The following is a 16,958-nucleotide window of genomic DNA, read 5'->3' as shown; positions in this document are numbered from 1 at the left end:
GTCTTGCCGCCCGCTTATTCCGGCCGCGGTTGGAGTGGCGGATGCACGTCTTCGGGAATGGGGCAAACATACGGCGTCTTTGCGGTACGGGCCGCGTGATCTGCCTTTGCAGCTGCCAGCAATTCCTCGTCCCGGACCATATCGACAGCGGTTCCCGCCATGATCTTGGCGGCGTGAATCATGCCCTTGTGCGCGGCCGCTGCCTTACCCTGAGCTGTGATTTGCCAGGAATGTCCCGGCGTACCGATAGCATGGGTCGCAACCCGCGCCTCGATCGTCGGCACCGCCCAGCTCACATCGGACACATCGGTCGAACCAGGCATCGAAACACCACGCGCCTCAAGCGGCACGATGAAATCGCACAATGGTGTATCGTCCTTCTCAGCCACACCGGCCCGGAGGTATTCGTTGGAGATATCCGCACCGGTCAGCGTTGCCTGAATCTGCGATGCGTAGGCCTTGTCCTCGGCATCGAACGGCACTGCCCCGAGCCGTTGCATATTGTCGAACATGGCCCGCTTCATCGGGTCGTTATCGAGCATGTTGGAAACTGCACTGACGACCTGCCAGGACATCGTGGTCTCGGTCATCAGGGCAGCGCCTTCGGCCACTTTCTTTACCCGTTCGACCAACGCCTGCATGGTCGCAAGATCGCCGGCGCGCACGGCATGGCGCACCTTCGCGAAGCCCTGCACAACGTTCGGCGCAACCCCGCCCGCATCCAGCATCGCATAATGCAGCCGTGCATCCGGCGGCATGTGCTCGCGCATGTAGTTCACGCCGACATTCATCAACTCAACCGCATCAAGCGCGCTGCGGCCGAGATGCGGCGCGGCGCTGGCATGGCTGGAACGCCCTGTGAAGGAAAAGTCGATCCGGGTGTTTGCCAGCGAGTTGGCGATACCAACCTGGGTCACCCCTGACGGGTGCCATGTCACCGCCGCATCCACATCGTCAAATGCACCGGCCCGGACCATGAATCCCTTTGCGGCGCCGCCTTCTTCGGCCGGACATCCATAATACCGCACGCGGCCCGGAGTGCCTGTCTTCTCAAGCCAGTCTTTCAGGCCCGCGGCAGCCAGCATTGCGGCAGAGCCGAGCAGATTGTGCCCGCACCCATGACCATGCCCGCCTTCTTCGACCGGCTGCGGCTCAGCGATATTGGCAACCTGGCTCAGCCCCGGAAGCGCGTCGTACTCGCCCATGATCGCAATCACCGGGCCGCCTTCGCCCGCCTCGCCCATCACGGCGGTCGGAATACCGGCGACGTTCTCGGTCACCCGGAAGCCCTGCTGCTCCAGCATCTTCCGGTGTTCCTCGACAGAGCGGTATTCGGTGTAACAGATCTCGGGCATGCCCCAGACCCGGTCGGCAAGACCGATGAACTCCTCACGGTGTTCATCGACCAGATCCCAGATCAATTCGGCATTCGACATGGTGGTCTCTCCTGGACGTGTGTTCTCGACCGGATGCAGGCCCGGGAAGGCGGGAAGTCTCAGAACGGGACAGTGCAAGGGTCACTTGGAAGGACGCAAACGATGCGCCCGAGCCGCTATCGGGTCAAGTGTGTCGCACGCACCACAGAGTGTGTGCACCGAATATTATTGTTCACTTTTTGTTCTATTCTTGATATCAAAGCTCGCCGCTAATCGGGAGCAGAAGATGCCGTCACGGAACGAAAAATTCGAAACATTCAGATCCCTGCATTTCGGGGGACGGGCTTTCGTCATGCCGAATCCGTGGGATGCCGGATCGGCGCGAATCCTTGATCATCTGGGTTTCGCAGCTCTGGCGACGACCAGCGCGGGCTACGCCTTTTCCGTCGGCAAACGGGATTCCTTCGCCGGATTGAGCCGGGAAGAAATTCTCCAGAATGCCGCGGCCATTATCGCGGCAACGGACCTTCCGGTTTCAGCCGATCTCGAGGACGGCTTCGGCGCTGCCCCGGAGGCATGTGCGGAAACCGTGAGGCTGGCATCGGAAATTGGACTGGTCGGCGGCTCTATCGAGGATGCAACCGGCAATCCCGATGCACCGATCTACGATTTGCCTGAAGCCACGGAACGTGTCAGAGCGGCTGCGGAAGCCGCAAAAGGCCGCTCGATCCTGATCACGGCACGGGCTGAGAACTATCTCTGGGGCAAGCCAAATCTGGTAGACACCATCGACCGGCTACAAGCATTTTCGGAAGCTGGCGCAGATGTTCTTTACGCTCCGGGCCTGCCCGATATCGACGCAATTGCAACTGTCTGCCGCGCAGTCGACAAACCGGTGAATGTGGTGATGGGCCTGAAGGGCCGGGCTTTTTCCGTAGAGGAGCTTTCAGACGCTGGTGTGCGCCGGATCAGCGTCGGCGGCTCGTTTGCTCGCGCCGCCCTTGGCGCACTGAAGCGGGCGGCGGAAGAAGTTTTCAATGACGGAACCTTCACCTACGCGGAAGACGCCATGCCGGATGCGGAGGCCGCCAGTCTGATGTCGCCGGAGAAGCGCCCTCATCAATTGTAAGAGAGAGCCGAGAGCCGAGATCAGAAATCCGGATACGCCTCGGAAAGCAGGCCGCCAAGGCGGACCGGCGCGACACGGGTCGCCAAACCGGTTCCGTCATCGCTTTCTATCAGCAGGCCGGACACGGTTGCCGGACCCTCGGCCACTTCCAACCTGGGCCGTCCCCACTTGGATAGAAAGCGCTCGACCGGCGCCTCCTTCTGCATGCCGATCACGCCTTCATAGGAGCCGCACATGCCTGCATCGGTCATATAGGCTGTGCCGCCCGCGAGGATCATGTGATCGGCGGTTGGGATATGGGTATGGGTGCCGACGATGGCGCTGATCCGCCCATCGAGGAAATGGCCAAGCGCCAGTTTCTCGGACGTCGCCTCGCCATGCATGTCGATGAAGATGAAATCCGCGCCGTAACCGAGCGGGCATTCCTCGACAATGCGCTCGGCAGCAACGAACGGATCATCGCTGGTATCCATGAACAGCCGCAGGATGACATTGGCGACCAGCACGAAACGTCCGTCCGCCGTCGGAAACAGGCCGCTACCTTTGCCCGGTGTGTCGGCGGGATAGTTGGCCGGACGCAGCAAACGGGACTCGACGTCGAAATAGGTCAGGATCTCGCGTTTGTCGAAAGCATGGTTCCCGGTGGTGATGACATCCGCGCCAGCATCGAAAAGCGCTTCGGCGATATCCGGCGTGATACCGAAACCGCCTGCGGAATTCTCACCGTTCACGATGGCGAAATCGACAGCGAGTTGCTCGCGCAATTCCGGCAGGTGGTTCTGCACCGCCTCACGGCCAGATCGGCCGACCACATCGCCGAGGAACAGCACCCTCATGCTGAATAGCTTTCAAATATGGTCATGTCCGCCTCAGTCAGCATGGCATCTAGCCGCTGGTCGGTAACCTCCCGCGGCACTGCCGGGACCCGCTGTGCCTCGTAAGCGACGCCAACCGCTCGCACGGGTTTGAGGCCGCGCAATCTCTCCAGCGTACGATCATAATAGCCACCGCCATAGCCAAGCCTGAAGCCGGTATCGTCGAACGCGAGCATGGGAACGAGCAGCAGATCAGGCTCAAGTTCCGGCGCCCCGACGTCCGGAGCCAAACCGCCCAGACCAGCCTTCACCAGAGGCGCTCCCGGCCCCCACAGGCGAAAATGCAGGGGCGCAGCCTTCTTGACAACGACCGGCAACACAACGCGATGCCCAAGCGCATGCAGGGCTATCATGAGCGGTCGCGGATCAATCTCGGTTCGGAAAGGCCAATAGCCCGCAATGACTGGGGTATCGGCGCTTGGTGCGGCCGCAAGGAAATGATCGCGGATCGCTGTGTCGGCAGTCTCTCTCAGCGCGGCGTGAGCGATACCGCGCTTTGCCTCGATCTCACTGCGCAAAGCCGCTTTATCGGCGGCGAGTGTTTCATTGAGGGGCGTGAATGCAGGCACGTTAGGCTTTCATCATGAAAGGAATGTGGACGGCACCACCTCGACCGTTGGTCGGTGTAACCCTCTGTGGCCTGCAAAGCAGGTGGGCGCCGCATATCGAGGCCAGGGCCCTGACAGAGACAGCTCCCGAAGGATCGTTTATAGCCCCAGGGATTGTGTGACCTGACAAATCGCGCAGTCACCGTCCAGGGACATATCTAGGCGCGTTCCAGCTGGTCTGCAATGCTCTCGATACGGCCGGCCATCGCATTGAGAGCCGAGACGATTTTTTCCTCACCATCTGAAAGGGATACAGCGCCCCCTTCCGAGGAGACTTCCCGCTCGATTTCGCGCAGGTCCACAAGCTCGTCCGCGATCAGCAGGGAGGCCATGACAAGCAGCCGCGTGTCGCCGATCTGGCCGATCTGCCCGACCAGATCGGCGACATGGGAATCGACCATGGCGGCGAGGCTGGCAATGCGGCTTTCCTGTCCATCTTCACAGGCGATCCGGTAGTTCTTGCTGTTGATGGTGATTTCGACCTGAGCCAATGAACTATCCTTCCAGCACGAATTTCAGGCGGCCGATGGTCTTGTCCAGCTTCTCGCTGACCTCATCGGTGACCCTGGACAGTTCGGCATATTCCTTTTTCGCCGCGTCGAGTTCCGATTGTAGCTCGACAGATCTGGAACTGAGTTCGACCGCATGGTGAGCGGCCGTATCCAGCCGCTCGATAGCGGCTTCAAGACGGGCGGCGGCATCGTCTAGTCGGGACATCAGGTCCGGTCCTTCCAACACTTTGATTCCGGGCGCCTCGCGCCCGGCGGCAGAAGCATACAAAGCCGGATATCCAGGCGTCAACGCGCGCCCATTTTGCGCCGTCGGCCCCGCCCCTGACCGAACCGGTAAAACCCGCGCGAACTACAGAGTTGACGCGCGCGAGGCGGGACGGCATTTTCACCGCGCCTTTAAGGGGCTGAGACAGTGTTCCTGCGCCCGCCCCGCTCATCAGTTGCGGCCTCCCGTCCGGCCCTGTTCCGGAGAAGGGCGCCGCCGAAAACGATTGACGCTCATGAACACGACATCTTCTGCTACAAGCGACGGTACCGGTAGCGCCGTTTCGCACGATATGCTCGCGAACGCCATCCGCGCCCTGTCGATGGACGCGGTTGAGAAAGCGAAGTCCGGTCATCCCGGCATGCCGATGGGCATGGCCGACGTCGCGACCGTGCTGTTTTCCGAGTTCCTGAATTTCGACCCGAAGGCGCCGAACTGGCCGGACCGTGACCGGTTCGTGCTATCGGCCGGCCACGGCTCGATGCTGATCTATTCTCTGCTGCATCTGACCGGCTACGAAGACGTCACGCTGGACGAGATCAAGAATTTCCGCCAGCTCGACTCGAAGACACCGGGCCATCCGGAATATGGCCACACCAGCGGCGTCGAGACCACGACCGGTCCTCTCGGCCAGGGTCTGGCCAACGCAGTTGGCATGGCGCTCGCCGAGCGTATGAACAATGCCCGCTTCGGCGACGATCTGGTCGATCACTACACATATGTGATCGCCGGCGACGGCTGCCTGATGGAAGGTATCAGCCACGAGGCCGCCTCCATGGCCGGCCACCTGAAACTCGGCAAGCTGGTTGTGCTGTTCGACGATAACGGAATCTCCATCGACGGCTCCACCGACCTTTCCGTCTCCGACGATCAGCTGATGCGGTTCGAGGCTTATGGCTGGCATGTCAGCCAGGTTGACGGTCACGATGCCGAAGCTGTTTCTGCCGCCATCGAGGCCGCAAAGGCAGACGACCGCCCGTCTCTGGTCGCCTGCCGCACCAGGATCGGCTTCGGCGCACCAACCAAGGAAGGCAAGTCCTCTTCCCACGGTGCCCCGCTCGGCACCGACGAGATTGCCGGTGCCCGGGAAAATCTCGGCTGGAGTGCCGAACCCTTCGAAATTCCGGCTGACGTGCTCGAAGCATGGCGCGCCATTGGCGTCGACCGCGCAGAGGCGCACATTGCCTGGACCCAGCGGCACGATACGGCCGAAGCCGCAACCCGCAAGGCTTTCGACGCCGCCCTGTCCGGCAAATTGCCCGCAGATGCCGAAGCGGCCATCAAGGCGCTGATTGCCAGGCATGGCGAAGAAAAGCCGAAGCTCGCCACCCGCGTTGCCTCCCAGAAAGCACTGGAAGCATTGCAACCGACGATCCCGGAACTGGTTGGCGGCTCAGCCGACCTGACAGGCTCCAACAACACAAAGGTTGGCGGCCAGGACGTCGTGAACGCCGAGGGCTATGGCGGTCACTACATCTATTACGGGGTGCGCGAGCATGCCATGGCTGCTGCGATGAACGGCATGGCCCTGCATGGCGGTCTGATCCCCTATGGCGGCACTTTCCTGGTCTTCACCGACTATTGCCGCCCGTCGATCCGTCTCTCCGCCCTGATGGGCCTGCGCGTCATCTATGTGATGACCCACGATTCCATCGGCCTCGGCGAAGACGGCCCGACCCACCAGCCTGTCGAGCATGTGGCCGCGCTCCGGACGATCCCGAACCTGAACGTGTTCCGCCCGGCGGACGCGATCGAGACTGCCGAATGCTGGCTCGCAGCGCTGCAGGATGAACATCGCCCCTCTGTCCTGGCGCTGACCCGCCAGGGTCTACCGACACAGCGCAGCGGCGATACGTCGGAAAATCTTTCAGCCAAGGGCGGCTATGTTCTTTCGGACGCCTCGGGCGCGCGCAAGGTCACGATCCTCGCCACCGGCTCCGAGATCGAGATCGCCATGGATGCGCAGAAATTCCTGGAAGCCGATGGCGTCGCCACGGCCGTGGTTTCCATGCCCTCCATTGAGCGCTTCAAGGCCCAGGACGCGGCCTATCGTCAGCAGGTCCTCGGCTCCGGCACACTCATGGTCGCGGTCGAGGCGGGTGTCCAGCAGTGCTGGGACGGCCTGATTGGCCTCGACGGCATCTTTGTCGGCATGAGTTCTTTCGGTGCTTCTGCGCCATACGACGACCTCTACAAACATTTTGGCATCACCAGCGATGCCATCGTGTCCGAGGTCAAAAAACGTCTGGGATAACCCCATCTGCGCCGCCCATCCGGGCGGCGTTCTTGTACGAGACTGAAAATCTGGAGGAAATCTGATGAGCGTCAATGTTGCCATCAACGGGTTCGGGCGGATCGGCCGTCTGGTTCTGAGGGCACTCGCGGAAAGCGGACGGGACGACATCAAGGTCGTCGCCATCAACGATCTGGGTCCGGTGAAGACCAACGCGCATCTTCTGAAGTGGGACAGCAATCACGGCCGCTTCCCGTACGACGTGACTGTTGGCGAAGACACCATTGATTACGGCAAGGGCCCGATCAAGGTGACCGCAGAGCGCGATCCGGCGAACCTTCCGCACAAGGAACTCGGTGTCGACATCGTTCTCGAATGCACGGGCCTCTTCACCAAGCGCGAAGACGCGGCGAAGCATATCGCCGCAGGTGCCAAACGCGTCATCATCTCCGCCCCGGCGACGGGTGCAGACCTGACCGTGGTCTATGGTGTGAACCACGACCAGATCACGGCAGAGCACACGGTGATCTCGAACGCGTCCTGCACCACCAACTGCCTTGCCCCGGTTGCCTATGTCCTGAACGAAGCCATCGGCATCGAGCATGGCTACATGACCACGATCCATGCCTACACAGGTGATCAGCCGACGCTGGACACCATGCACAAGGATCTCTATCGCGGCCGTGCCGCCGCCAGCTCCATGATCCCGACCACCACCGGCGCCGCCAAGGCCGTCGGCCTGGTGCTGCCGGAGTTGGCAGGCAAGCTGGACGGTACATCCGTCCGCGTACCGATGGCCAATGTCAGCCTGGTCGACCTGAAGTTCGTGCCGAAGCGCGAGACCACGGTCGAGGAAGTCAACGCCGCCATCGTCAAGGCAGCCAATGGCAAGCTGAAGGGCATCCTCGGCACCAATGACGAGCCGCTGGTCTCCATTGACTTCAACCACAACCCGAACAGCTCCACCTTCGATCTGGGTCAGACCCAGGTGGTCGAGGGCAAGCTGGTCCGGGTGATGAGCTGGTACGACAACGAATGGGGTTTCTCCAACCGTATGCTGGACACCACCGCAGCGGTTGCCGCGACCCTTTAAAGACCTGAGAGAGAAGGACCGAAGGCGATGAAAATCACCCAACGCGTCAAACGCATCCTCGACAACTACGAAAGCGACAGCCCGGGAACCAAAGCCAACCTCGCCCGCATCCTGATGCAGGGCAAGCTCGGCGGCACCGGCAAGCTCGTGATCCTGCCGGTCGACCAGGGCTTCGAGCATGGCCCGGCCCGCAGCTTCGCGCCGAACCCGGAAGCCTATGATCCGCACTATCACTTCAAGCTGGCAATTGATGCCGGTCTCTCCGCCTATGCCGCTCCGCTTGGCATGATCGAGGCCGGTGCCGACAGTTTCGCGGGCCAGATCCCGACGATCCTGAAAGTGAACAGCGCCAACAGCCTCGCCCGTGACAAGGACGGGCCGAGCCAGGCGTTGACCGGCTCCGTGCAGGAAGCACTCCGCCTCGGCTGCTCCGCAATCGGCTTCACCATCTATCCGGGTTCCGACAATGCCTTCGAGATGATGGGGCAGATCCGCGAGATGACGGAAGAAGCCAAGGCTTACGGCCTCGCAGTCGTTGTCTGGTCCTATCCGCGCGGTGGCGATCTCACCAAGAAGGGCGAAACGGCCGTCGATATCTGCGCCTATGCCGCCCACATGGCCGCCCTGCTCGGCGCCCATATCATCAAGGTCAAGCCGCCGACCGAGCATCTTGAGCTGGAAGCCGCGAAGAAGTCCTACGAAGCCAACAAGATCGCCATCGGCACCATGGCCGAGCGGATCGAGCATGTTGTGCAATCCTGCTTCAACGGCCGCCGCATCGTTGTCTTCTCAGGCGGCGAGGCGAAGGGGCTGGATGGTCTCTACAACGAGATCCGTGGCCTGCGCGACGGCGGGGCCAATGGCTCCATCATCGGCCGAAACACCTTCCAGCGTCCGCGCGAAGAGGCACTGTCGATGCTCAACACCATCATCGACATCTACAAGGGCAAGGCGTAAACCTCGCCCCATACCGCTTAAACGCGGCGCCCGCAGACATGTGCGGGCGCCGTTTTCACATCCAGAGGCAAAAAAGATGTCCGCCAAGTCCGAGCCACGCTGCGAGCTGTACCTGATCACCCCGCCGAAGATCGAGATCGACGTCTTCGCCGAAGACCTCGCCGCCGCCCTCGATGCAGGACCGGTCGCCTGTCTGCAGCTTCGCCTGAAGGATGTCTCCGACGATGAGATCAAGCGGGCTGCGGAAACCTTGCTGCCAGTTTGCCATGAGCGTGGCGTCCCCATGCTGATGAACGACCGTCCGGACCTCGCCCTGCTGACCGGCTGCGATGGCGTCCATGTCGGCCAACAGGATACGCCCTATGCGGAAGCACGCCGTATCTTGGGCGATGAAGCCATGATCGGCGTGACCTGCCACAACTCCGCCCACCTGGCGATGGAAGCGGCGGAAGCCGGTGCCGACTATGTCGCCTTCGGCGCCTTCTATCGGACAGAAACCAAGGAAATCGTCCACTACGCGGAGCTTGAGACACTGCAAAGCTGGGCGGCCATCTCCACCATCCCCTGCGTCGCCATCGGCGGCATCACTCTGGATAATGCACAGCCGCTAATCGACGCGGGCGCAGACTTTCTCTGCGTGATTACGGCGGTGTGGAAGCACCCGGAAGGACCGGCGGCTGCGGTGAAGGCGTTTAACGAGCTGATGGCCGCTTAAGGACCTTCGCTCCTCTCAGTCCCCGACAGCCCAGACCAATCCGTTCCACGTCCTGCCGCCCTCAATACCCTGAAAGAAGTCAAGCAAGGGGCGGCGCACGAGACCAAACCGTCGCATGACGGCCTGGGAACGCCTGTTTTCCGCGCTCGTATAGGAAATGATACCGGTTAGACCGACGCTGTTAACCGCTTGATCGAGCGCGGCCCGCGCACTCTCGGTCGCATAGCCATGCCCCCAAGCGCGACGGGTGAACCTCCAGCCGATGTCATAATGAGGACCGAGCGGATGGTCATCAGACAATCGCGGTATCACACCCGCATAGCCAAGAAATTCACCGTCCCGATCTTCAACGGCCCAGCGAGAAATACCAGACTGGCGGAGTGCCTCTCGCTAGCGCTCGAATTTGGCTTTGCTCGATGAGAAATTGATTGGCCCTGCAAAGTCCACCATCACTTCGACGTCGGCATGCATTTCGGCAAAAGCCTCGAGATGCTGTTCCGCCGAGGAGTTGAGGCGCAATCTGTCTGTTTCGATTACCTGCAGCTTCATATTCGCTTTTCTACAAGCGCGCCATACCGACTAAACCAAGAAGTAAGCGCCTTAGAGACTTTCCCAAAAGCCTGATTCTTAGTTTATTGCCCGATGAACACTGGCAGCAATGCAGTACCTATCAAGGGCGCTGCATTTCTGCCTTGCATTGCTTTCTCCAGCCCCGCCAATAGACTCCACCCGCGCAACCTGATAAAAGCGCGCCGCACCTGAAATACGAGCGCGCCTGCGCAGATTCGCGCGATATCGGCCACCTCGACTGATCGACGGACAGAGATATGAAAATCAACGGTAACGCCATCCGCATCGGTAATGTCATTGAACACAAGGACCGTCTTTGGGTCGCCATGAAGACCCAGGCCGTGAAACCCGGCAAGGGTGGCGCCTTCAATCAGGTCGAGCTGAAGGACATACGGTCCGGCACCAAGCTGAACGAGCGCTTCCGCGCTGACGAGCAGGTCGAGCGCGTCCGTCTGGAGCAGCGTCCGGCGCAGTTCCTCTTCGCCGAGGAAAATCTGCTGACATTCATGGACAACGATACCTACGAGCAGACTCAGATCGACAAAAACCTGCTCGGCGAGAACGTGGTGTTCCTGCAGGACGGCATGGAAGTGCAGATCGAAAGTCACGAGGGCGAGCCGCTTTCCGTGCAGATGCCGGAAACCGTTGTGCTCGAGATCGTCGAAGCCGACGCCGTGGTGAAGGGGCAGACCGCCTCCTCTTCCTACAAGCCGGCCGTGCTGGAAAACGGTGTGAAGATCCTGGTGCCGCCGCATATCGAAAGCGGCACCCGCGTCGTCGTGCGGACCGAAGACAGCACCTACGTCGAGCGCGCCAAGGACTGATCGCGCCTGAGACCGATTGTGGGCGCCGGATCAACCGGCACCACCAATATTCTGTTTTGAACTGGAGAGACCATGGCGAGCCGTTCGCCCGCAATTAACGTGATGGTGAAGGCCGCCATGAAGGCGACCCGCCAGCTGCTGCATGATTTCAATGAAGTCGAGCAGCTCCAGGTCTCGAAAAAAGGCCCTGCCGATTTCGTCTCCAATGCCGATATCGCTGCGGAGAAGACCATTGTCGACGAGCTGAAATATGCCCGGCGTGACTACGGCTTCCTGCTTGAGGAAGGCAACGAGATCGAGAGTAAAGACGAGCTGAAACGGCGCTGGATCATCGACCCGCTGGACGGCACCACGAACTTCCTGCACGGCATCCCGCATTTCGCGATCTCCATCGCGCTTGAAGAGGCCGGTGAAATCGTCTCCGCCGTGATCTACGAGCCGACGCGCGATGAGCTGTTCTGGGCGGAAAAAGGCAAGGGCGCGTTCCTGAACGACCGCCGCCTGCGTGTTTCAGCGCGCCGGAACCTCGAAGACAGTGTCTTCGCCACCGGCATCCCAACTCTGCGCGGCGCCGATCATGCGTTCTACCTGAAGCAGCTTGAAGCGGTGATGACCCGCTGTTCCTCCGTCCGCCGCCTCGGCGCCGCCGCGCTCGACCTCGCCTATGTGGCGGCCGGCCGGTACGACGGTTATTGGGAACGCGGCCTCAGCCCGTGGGATATCGCTGCAGGCCTGCTGATCGTCAAGGAAGCGGGAGGCTACTGCACCGACTACCGGAACCGCGACAAGGCTCTGGAGGCTGGTGAGGTTGTCGCCGCCAACGACCAGGTTCACGGGAAGCTGCTGAAAGTCCTCCGGGACGCAACCAAGGCCTGACCCTCAAGAGAACTGGCCGCGACACCGCTTAGGCGGTTGTCGCGAAAAGGCCTGTTGCGATAAGGTCATCGGTGAGATTAACCCTCCACTCGAGGACGCGCAGACATGGCCGGATCAACTTCCCAGGGCAAATGCCCAGTGCTTCTTCTTCTCGCGGGCCTGATCGGGCTGCCGGCCGGGCCGGCGCTGAGCCAGGAAACCGTCTATATCGGCGGCACTGGCAGTTCGGTTGAGGTCAATCTCGACGTGCTCGATCAGCTCGGCGCGCCACAAACGGTCCCGCAGATGCTGCAAGCCGACATTCGCCGCGATCAGCTCGCTTCCGGAGCGCCGCTGCCCCTTCCGGGCGAAGCAAAAGTTGCTGTGTCCCGCGGCATCCCGATGCCGCCGCCGACACGGCCTGCTGCCACGCAGAGCCGCCGTGTAGTCACAGCGGGATCAACCGCGACGCCGCTGGCACGCGCCCCCAAGAAGCCGGCATCGCCGAGCGCGCGACGCCAGGTCGCGCCCCCGGCAACCATTACCCCGCGCGTTCCGTCTTCAGCCCGTGTCACCGCACCGGTTCCCAGCGCCCCGAAAGTGGCCCGCGCTCCGGCTCCGATTGTTGCCCCACCGGCCAAAGTCGCGATTCAGGCACCCGCTCCAAACGCTCCGGGGAACGTAACCAGGACGGGGACGAAGACCACGATACCGGATATCACGATCCCGGCCCCGCCCAAGGCAACCACCAGCACAGCGACCATCATTCCGCCACCACAACCCGCGGCCATAACCACGCCAGCCATACCGACACCATCTGTCGCCGCGCCAGCCGCTTCGGCCACGTCCGCTAAGACGCCGGAACCGGTCAAACAGGTAGCCTCCGCGGCCCCAAAGACACCGGCTCCCGCGCCGAAAGCCTCAAGCGGCAGCGCGATCAGCATCGCCTTCGACGCAGATACAAAGACCCTTCCGGCGAGCGCCAGCGCGACGCTGGGCGAGGTGGCAGAGAAGATGAAGGCGGACAAATCCATGCGGGTCCAGCTTCTGGCTTATGCCAGCGCCGGTGAACGCTCCGAAGCCAAGGCCCGGCGACTTTCCCTCTCCCGCGCGCTTGAGGTGCGTTCGCACCTGATCGGCAAGGGCATCGCCAGCACGCGGATGGATGTCCGCGCACTTGGCAACCAGGCCTCCTCGGGCTCCCCCGACCGCGTCGACCTGACCCTGGTCAATCGCTGATGAGCACCGGTAGGTGTCGCAACAACCGGAAATCCGCCGCAATTCTTGTCCATAGTGCCGAACAGACGACCGGGCATCAGGCTTAAGCGGCCTTGCCCGGCCACAATCAGGGGATCGATCAGGTGACCAAACCCACGCGTTTTCTCTTCCGGATGGCGATCTTTCTGGCGCTTGTCACTGCAGTCGCGGTGCTTCTGGTTGGGGCGCTGCTGGACGCTTTCATGGCAAATGCCGCGCTGAACGGCATGATCCTGGCCACGCTTGTCATCGGCATCCTTTACGTCGTCCGGCAAGTCATGTCCCTCGGCCCGGAAGTTGCCTGGATCGAATCCTACCGGTCTGGCCAGCCTGGTCTCTCGGTACAGCAGGCACCTGCCCTGCTCGCACCGGTCGCAACCATGCTGGGCGAGCGCCGGGACGACAAAGTCAGTCTCTCCGCCATGTCATTGCGCTCCCTGCTCGACAGCATCGATTCCCGGTTGGCGGAAAGCCGCGACATCTCACGCTACATCATCGGCCTGCTGATTTTTCTCGGGCTGCTCGGCACCTTCTGGGGCCTGCTGCAGACGGTCGGCGCCGTCGGCAATGTAATCGGCAGCCTCAGTATCGAGAGCGGTGATATTGGCAGTGTCTTCGGTGATCTGAAGACCGGCCTGGAATCCCCTCTAAACGGCATGGCAACCGCTTTCAGCTCCTCGCTCTTCGGCCTTGCCGGATCGCTCGTCCTCGGCTTCATGGAACTGCAGCTCGGTCAGGCCCAGAACCGCTTTTACAACGATCTTGAGGAATGGCTTTCCGGCCTGACGCGACTCAGCTCCGGCGGCGGGGTCCTTGCGGACGGGGAACATTCCGCCAGCGCGTACCAGACCGCGCTGTGGGAGCAGACAGCGGACAGTCTCGACAAATTGCAGCGTGTTATTCTGCGCAGCGAGGACGACCGCCGGCAGGCCAACACCAACCTGATGGCCCTCAATGAAAAGCTCGGCACCCTGGTCGACCAGATGCGCCATGAGCAAGATCTGATGCTGAAGATCGGTGAGGCCCAGCTGGAAATCCGTCCGGTGCTGGCCAAGATCGCAGAAGGTCAAGCTGGCGGCCGGGACGAGTTGATGCGTAGCCACCTGCGCAATATCGAGGCATATGTCGCCCGTTTGGTCGAGGAGAGCTCCGAGGGCCGGAACCGGACCGTGGAGGAAATTCGCCAGGAGATCCGGCTGGTCGCCCGGACCATCGCGGCGCTCGCCGAAGAAGAGCGCTAGGGGAGCCGCGGCCATGTCCGCCCGCAGCCGCGCCTCGATGCGCGAGACCAATATCTGGCCGGGGTTTGTCGACGCGCTCGCCACCCTCCTGATGGTCATCATTTTTGTGCTGATGGTGTTCATCGTCTCGCAATTTTACCTGACCCAGGCCTTGTCCGGCCGTGACGAGGCCCTTCACCGGCTGGAAGCCCAGATCTCCGAGCTTTCCGAACTGCTTAATCTGGAGAAGGAAACCAACACTGAGCTCCGGCTCAACGTGGCCCAGCTCTCCACCGAGCTGCAGGCTTCCATTTCCCGCCGCGATGCGCTCAGCCAACAGGTCACCCAACTGGTCTCCCAACGCGATCAGCTTGAGGACCGGCTGGCCGAAGCCGTCCGCGACCGCGCCGGCATGACCCAGCGACTGACCGAACTGGAGAACGGCCGGGCGGGTCTGAACGAGCGGTTGACCGAAGTCCTGAGCGAACGGGATGCCCTGATGGCCAAGCTGCGCTCGGTCGAGAACGATATGGCTATCGCGCAGGCCGAACGGGACGAGGTCACCGCCGGGCTTGAGGACGCCTTCAAGGTAATCGCGGCGGACCGGGAGACGATCAAGACCCAGCTCAAGGATCTGGAGAGCCTGCGCCGCGATCTGGTGGCCCTGAAGCTGGCCCGCGAGGATCTGGAAGCAGAGGTCGCCGACCTGGCTGTCCAGAAACTAGCCCTGCAGAAGACCCTGACCCAGAGCGAGGATGAGCGCGAGGCGGCGGAACTGAGCGCCGAGGAACGCAAACAGCGGATCGACGCGCTGGTCGACGAAATGACGCAGGTCCGGGACCGCAGCAAGGAGTTGACGGCGCAGCTCAACGACAGCGAAGAGCGCACCCTGCTGCAGCAGAAGGAAATCGCCGAACGCGATGTCCGGCTGTCTGAGCTGACCGCCAATTTCTACGATACCGCCACCGCACTCGGTGCCGAGAAGCAGATTTCCTCCAAAGCGCAGGATGCGGTCGCCCTGCTGAACCGGCAGATGCGGGCGCTTCGTGAACAGCTGCTCGCGTTGCAGGAGGCGATGGACGCGCTTGAAGCCAGGAACAAGGCACAGAATGTCGAGATCGTCGATCTCGGCGCCAAGCTGAACCGGGCGCTCGCGACCAAGGTCCAGGAACTGGCCCGTTTCCGTTCGGAATTCTTCGGCCGCCTGCGGGAGGTGCTGAACAACCGTCAGGGCATCCGCATTGTTGGCGACCGTTTCGTCTTCCAGTCGGAAGTGCTGTTCGACAGCGGCTCGGATGAAATCGGCCCGGCGGGCGAAATCCAGCTCCGCCAGTTCGCGGACGAGCTGAAGGATATCGCCGGCAAGATCCCGGGGGAGATCGACTGGATCCTGCAGGTCGAGGGTCACACGGACCCGGTGCCGATTTTCAACGAACGCTTCAAGAACAACTGGGACCTGTCCGCCGCCCGCGCCATCTCGGTGGTGCAGACGCTGATCTCGGAAGGCATCCCGGCAGGCCGCCTCTCCGCTACCGGCTATGGCGAATTCCAGCCGATCGACGAGCGCAAGGACGAGATCGGCAACAGGCGGAACCGCCGGATCGAGATGAAGTTAACGCAACGGTAGAGTTCGCGCGCACCGTCATCCCGGCTCCCGAGCCGAGGCTTTTTCGATCACAGGGCCGCGCCCTCCATCCATGGATCCCGACCTGCGTCGGGATGACGAGCCTTGTAAGGCTTGTTTCGCTTCTCCGCTGTGAACGGTGCTCCACCGAAACTACCCTCATTCCGGCCGGAGAGCCGGAACCTAGCGCAGCTACGCAATGGGTCGATCAGAGCTCCGCCATCGTCAGCCGTGACAAAGGGAATTCCAAAGCCGCAGGATATTTATAACCATTTTAGCTAGATAATTAATTTGATAATTTCAACTAAACAGAGCATCATAAATCGTGTTTTTCAAAAGGAGATTTGGCGAATGAGCTATATGATAGTTAACCCACACCGTAGTGTTTACTTAGCAGTGAAAAGCGCCTCTCCAGTAAAGGGGGCCCACATAGAGATGCTCACAATTGACACCCCAGAAAGTGACTTAATATCGGCGTTCTGGACTATTAACGACGTAGTGGGGGGCGCGCAGATCGCATTGAAAAGTAACCAAGAACTTTGTATCGATTTAAACGCCACGTCCTCGGATACAGTTTCTGATGGCACCACCCTAATACTCGGGATTCCGTCTTCCCCCAATTTCACGCGTTCAAATTTGTGGAGTGTTGGAAGCCTTGATAATCCTGGTACTGCGTCCCAAATCGAGTCAATCGGCAGTGCAGGCGATTATGTTATAGATTCCGGTAGTGCTCCTACTGGGAAAGTCTGGACGGACTTAAACAACAGCAATCAAACATGGCAAGTTCTAGAAGTGCAGTAAGCTTCGCGCACTATGAGTGAGGCATCGTAAGGACGAGATCGGCA

General features: G+C 61.2%; 18 protein-coding genes. 11 read left to right on the top strand and 7 right to left on the bottom strand.

Annotated elements, in window-relative coordinates; all coding sequences use genetic code 11:
* Nucleotides 1-14: 14 nt before the first annotated feature.
* Nucleotides 15-1,436 (bottom strand): M20 family metallopeptidase, encoded by a 1,422-nt coding sequence (locus ABJ076_RS05905; RefSeq protein WP_348191102.1) that lies wholly within the window; start codon nt 1,434-1,436, stop codon nt 15-17.
* Between the two features lie 226 nt (nt 1,437-1,662).
* Between ABJ076_RS05905 and ABJ076_RS05900 the strand changes: the two genes are divergently transcribed.
* Nucleotides 1,663-2,505 (top strand): isocitrate lyase/phosphoenolpyruvate mutase family protein, encoded by an 843-nt coding sequence (locus ABJ076_RS05900; RefSeq protein ID WP_348191100.1) that lies wholly within the window; start codon nt 1,663-1,665, stop codon nt 2,503-2,505.
* 20 nt (nt 2,506-2,525) lie between these two features.
* On the opposite strand, the gene ABJ076_RS05895 is transcribed toward ABJ076_RS05900, so the two are convergent.
* The 4 genes from ABJ076_RS05895 to ABJ076_RS05880 form a co-directional block, all read right to left on the bottom strand.
* A complete protein-coding gene (locus tag ABJ076_RS05895) occupies nt 2,526-3,341 on the bottom strand; it encodes a TIGR00282 family metallophosphoesterase (RefSeq protein ID WP_348191097.1) in 816 nt (271 codons plus the stop codon).
* On the bottom strand, nt 3,338-3,949 hold the full coding sequence (locus ABJ076_RS05890) for a 5-formyltetrahydrofolate cyclo-ligase (protein WP_348191094.1): 612 nt from the start codon (nt 3,947-3,949) through the stop codon (nt 3,338-3,340). Before ABJ076_RS05890 ends, ABJ076_RS05895 begins: the two co-directional genes overlap by 4 nt.
* A 197-nt stretch (nt 3,950-4,146) precedes the next feature.
* The gene (gene zapA, locus ABJ076_RS05885) at nt 4,147-4,479 is read right to left on the bottom strand and encodes a cell division protein ZapA (RefSeq protein WP_348191092.1); all 333 of its coding nucleotides are present in this window, start codon (nt 4,477-4,479) and stop codon (nt 4,147-4,149) included.
* A gap of 4 nt (nt 4,480-4,483) precedes the next feature.
* The gene (locus tag ABJ076_RS05880) at nt 4,484-4,705 is read right to left on the bottom strand and encodes a hypothetical protein (protein WP_348191089.1); all 222 of its coding nucleotides are present in this window, start codon (nt 4,703-4,705) and stop codon (nt 4,484-4,486) included.
* 295 nt (nt 4,706-5,000) lie between these two features.
* Here ABJ076_RS05880 and tkt point away from each other — a divergent pair, with 295 nt between their 5' ends.
* From tkt to thiE, 4 genes are all read left to right on the top strand, one after another.
* Nucleotides 5,001-7,019: a transketolase gene (gene tkt, locus ABJ076_RS05875; RefSeq protein WP_348191086.1), complete on the top strand. Its 2,019-nt coding sequence runs from the start codon at nt 5,001-5,003 to the stop codon at nt 7,017-7,019.
* Between the two features lie 64 nt (nt 7,020-7,083).
* Nucleotides 7,084-8,091: a type I glyceraldehyde-3-phosphate dehydrogenase gene (gene gap / locus ABJ076_RS05870; protein ID WP_348191082.1), complete on the top strand. Its 1,008-nt coding sequence runs from the start codon at nt 7,084-7,086 to the stop codon at nt 8,089-8,091.
* Nucleotides 8,092-8,118: 27 nt separating this feature from the next.
* Nucleotides 8,119-9,048: a class I fructose-bisphosphate aldolase gene (locus ABJ076_RS05865; RefSeq protein ID WP_348191079.1), complete on the top strand. Its 930-nt coding sequence runs from the start codon at nt 8,119-8,121 to the stop codon at nt 9,046-9,048.
* 76 nt (nt 9,049-9,124) lie between these two features.
* Entirely contained in the window at nt 9,125-9,763 is a 639-nt protein-coding gene (gene thiE / locus ABJ076_RS05860; RefSeq protein ID WP_348191076.1) for a thiamine phosphate synthase, read from the top strand.
* A gap of 15 nt (nt 9,764-9,778) precedes the next feature.
* Here the strand turns inward: thiE and ABJ076_RS05855 are convergent, their stop codons facing one another.
* Both ABJ076_RS05855 and ABJ076_RS05850 read right to left on the bottom strand, forming a co-directional pair.
* Entirely contained in the window at nt 9,779-10,129 is a 351-nt protein-coding gene (locus ABJ076_RS05855; protein WP_348191185.1) for a GNAT family N-acetyltransferase, read from the bottom strand.
* A gap of 24 nt (nt 10,130-10,153) precedes the next feature.
* Nucleotides 10,154-10,312, bottom strand: a complete 159-nt coding sequence (locus ABJ076_RS05850; RefSeq protein ID WP_348191073.1) for a hypothetical protein — start codon at nt 10,310-10,312, stop codon at nt 10,154-10,156.
* A 278-nt stretch (nt 10,313-10,590) separates the two neighbouring features.
* Here ABJ076_RS05850 and efp point away from each other — a divergent pair, with 278 nt between their 5' ends.
* The 6 genes from efp (at nt 10,591) to ABJ076_RS05820 (ending at nt 16,914) form a co-directional block, all read left to right on the top strand.
* On the top strand, nt 10,591-11,157 hold the full coding sequence (efp, locus tag ABJ076_RS05845; RefSeq protein ID WP_348191070.1) for an elongation factor P: 567 nt from the start codon (nt 10,591-10,593) through the stop codon (nt 11,155-11,157).
* A 72-nt stretch (nt 11,158-11,229) separates the two neighbouring features.
* Entirely contained in the window at nt 11,230-12,033 is an 804-nt protein-coding gene (locus ABJ076_RS05840; RefSeq protein WP_348191067.1) for an inositol monophosphatase family protein, read from the top strand.
* Nucleotides 12,034-12,138: 105 nt separating this feature from the next.
* Complete coding sequence (locus ABJ076_RS05835; protein ID WP_348191064.1) at nt 12,139-13,251, top strand: OmpA family protein; 1,113 nt, start codon at nt 12,139-12,141, stop codon at nt 13,249-13,251.
* Nucleotides 13,252-13,373: 122 nt separating this feature from the next.
* Nucleotides 13,374-14,510: a flagellar motor protein MotA gene (locus tag ABJ076_RS05830; RefSeq protein ID WP_348191061.1), complete on the top strand. Its 1,137-nt coding sequence runs from the start codon at nt 13,374-13,376 to the stop codon at nt 14,508-14,510.
* Between the two features lie 13 nt (nt 14,511-14,523).
* Nucleotides 14,524-16,116 carry an OmpA family protein gene (locus ABJ076_RS05825; protein ID WP_348191058.1) on the top strand — a complete coding sequence of 531 codons (1,593 nt, stop codon included), beginning with the start codon at nt 14,524-14,526 and terminating at the stop codon, nt 16,114-16,116.
* A 348-nt stretch (nt 16,117-16,464) separates the two neighbouring features.
* Complete coding sequence (locus tag ABJ076_RS05820) at nt 16,465-16,914, top strand: hypothetical protein (RefSeq protein ID WP_348191055.1); 450 nt, start codon at nt 16,465-16,467, stop codon at nt 16,912-16,914.
* The last annotated feature ends 44 nt before the right edge of the window (nt 16,915-16,958 follow it).

This window comes from Nisaea sp., from assembly GCF_039990255.1.
Taxonomy (GTDB): Bacteria; Pseudomonadota; Alphaproteobacteria; order Thalassobaculales; family Thalassobaculaceae; genus Nisaea.
The sequence above is the reverse complement of the archived record's forward strand: the minus strand, read 5'-3'. Positions and strand labels throughout refer to the sequence as shown.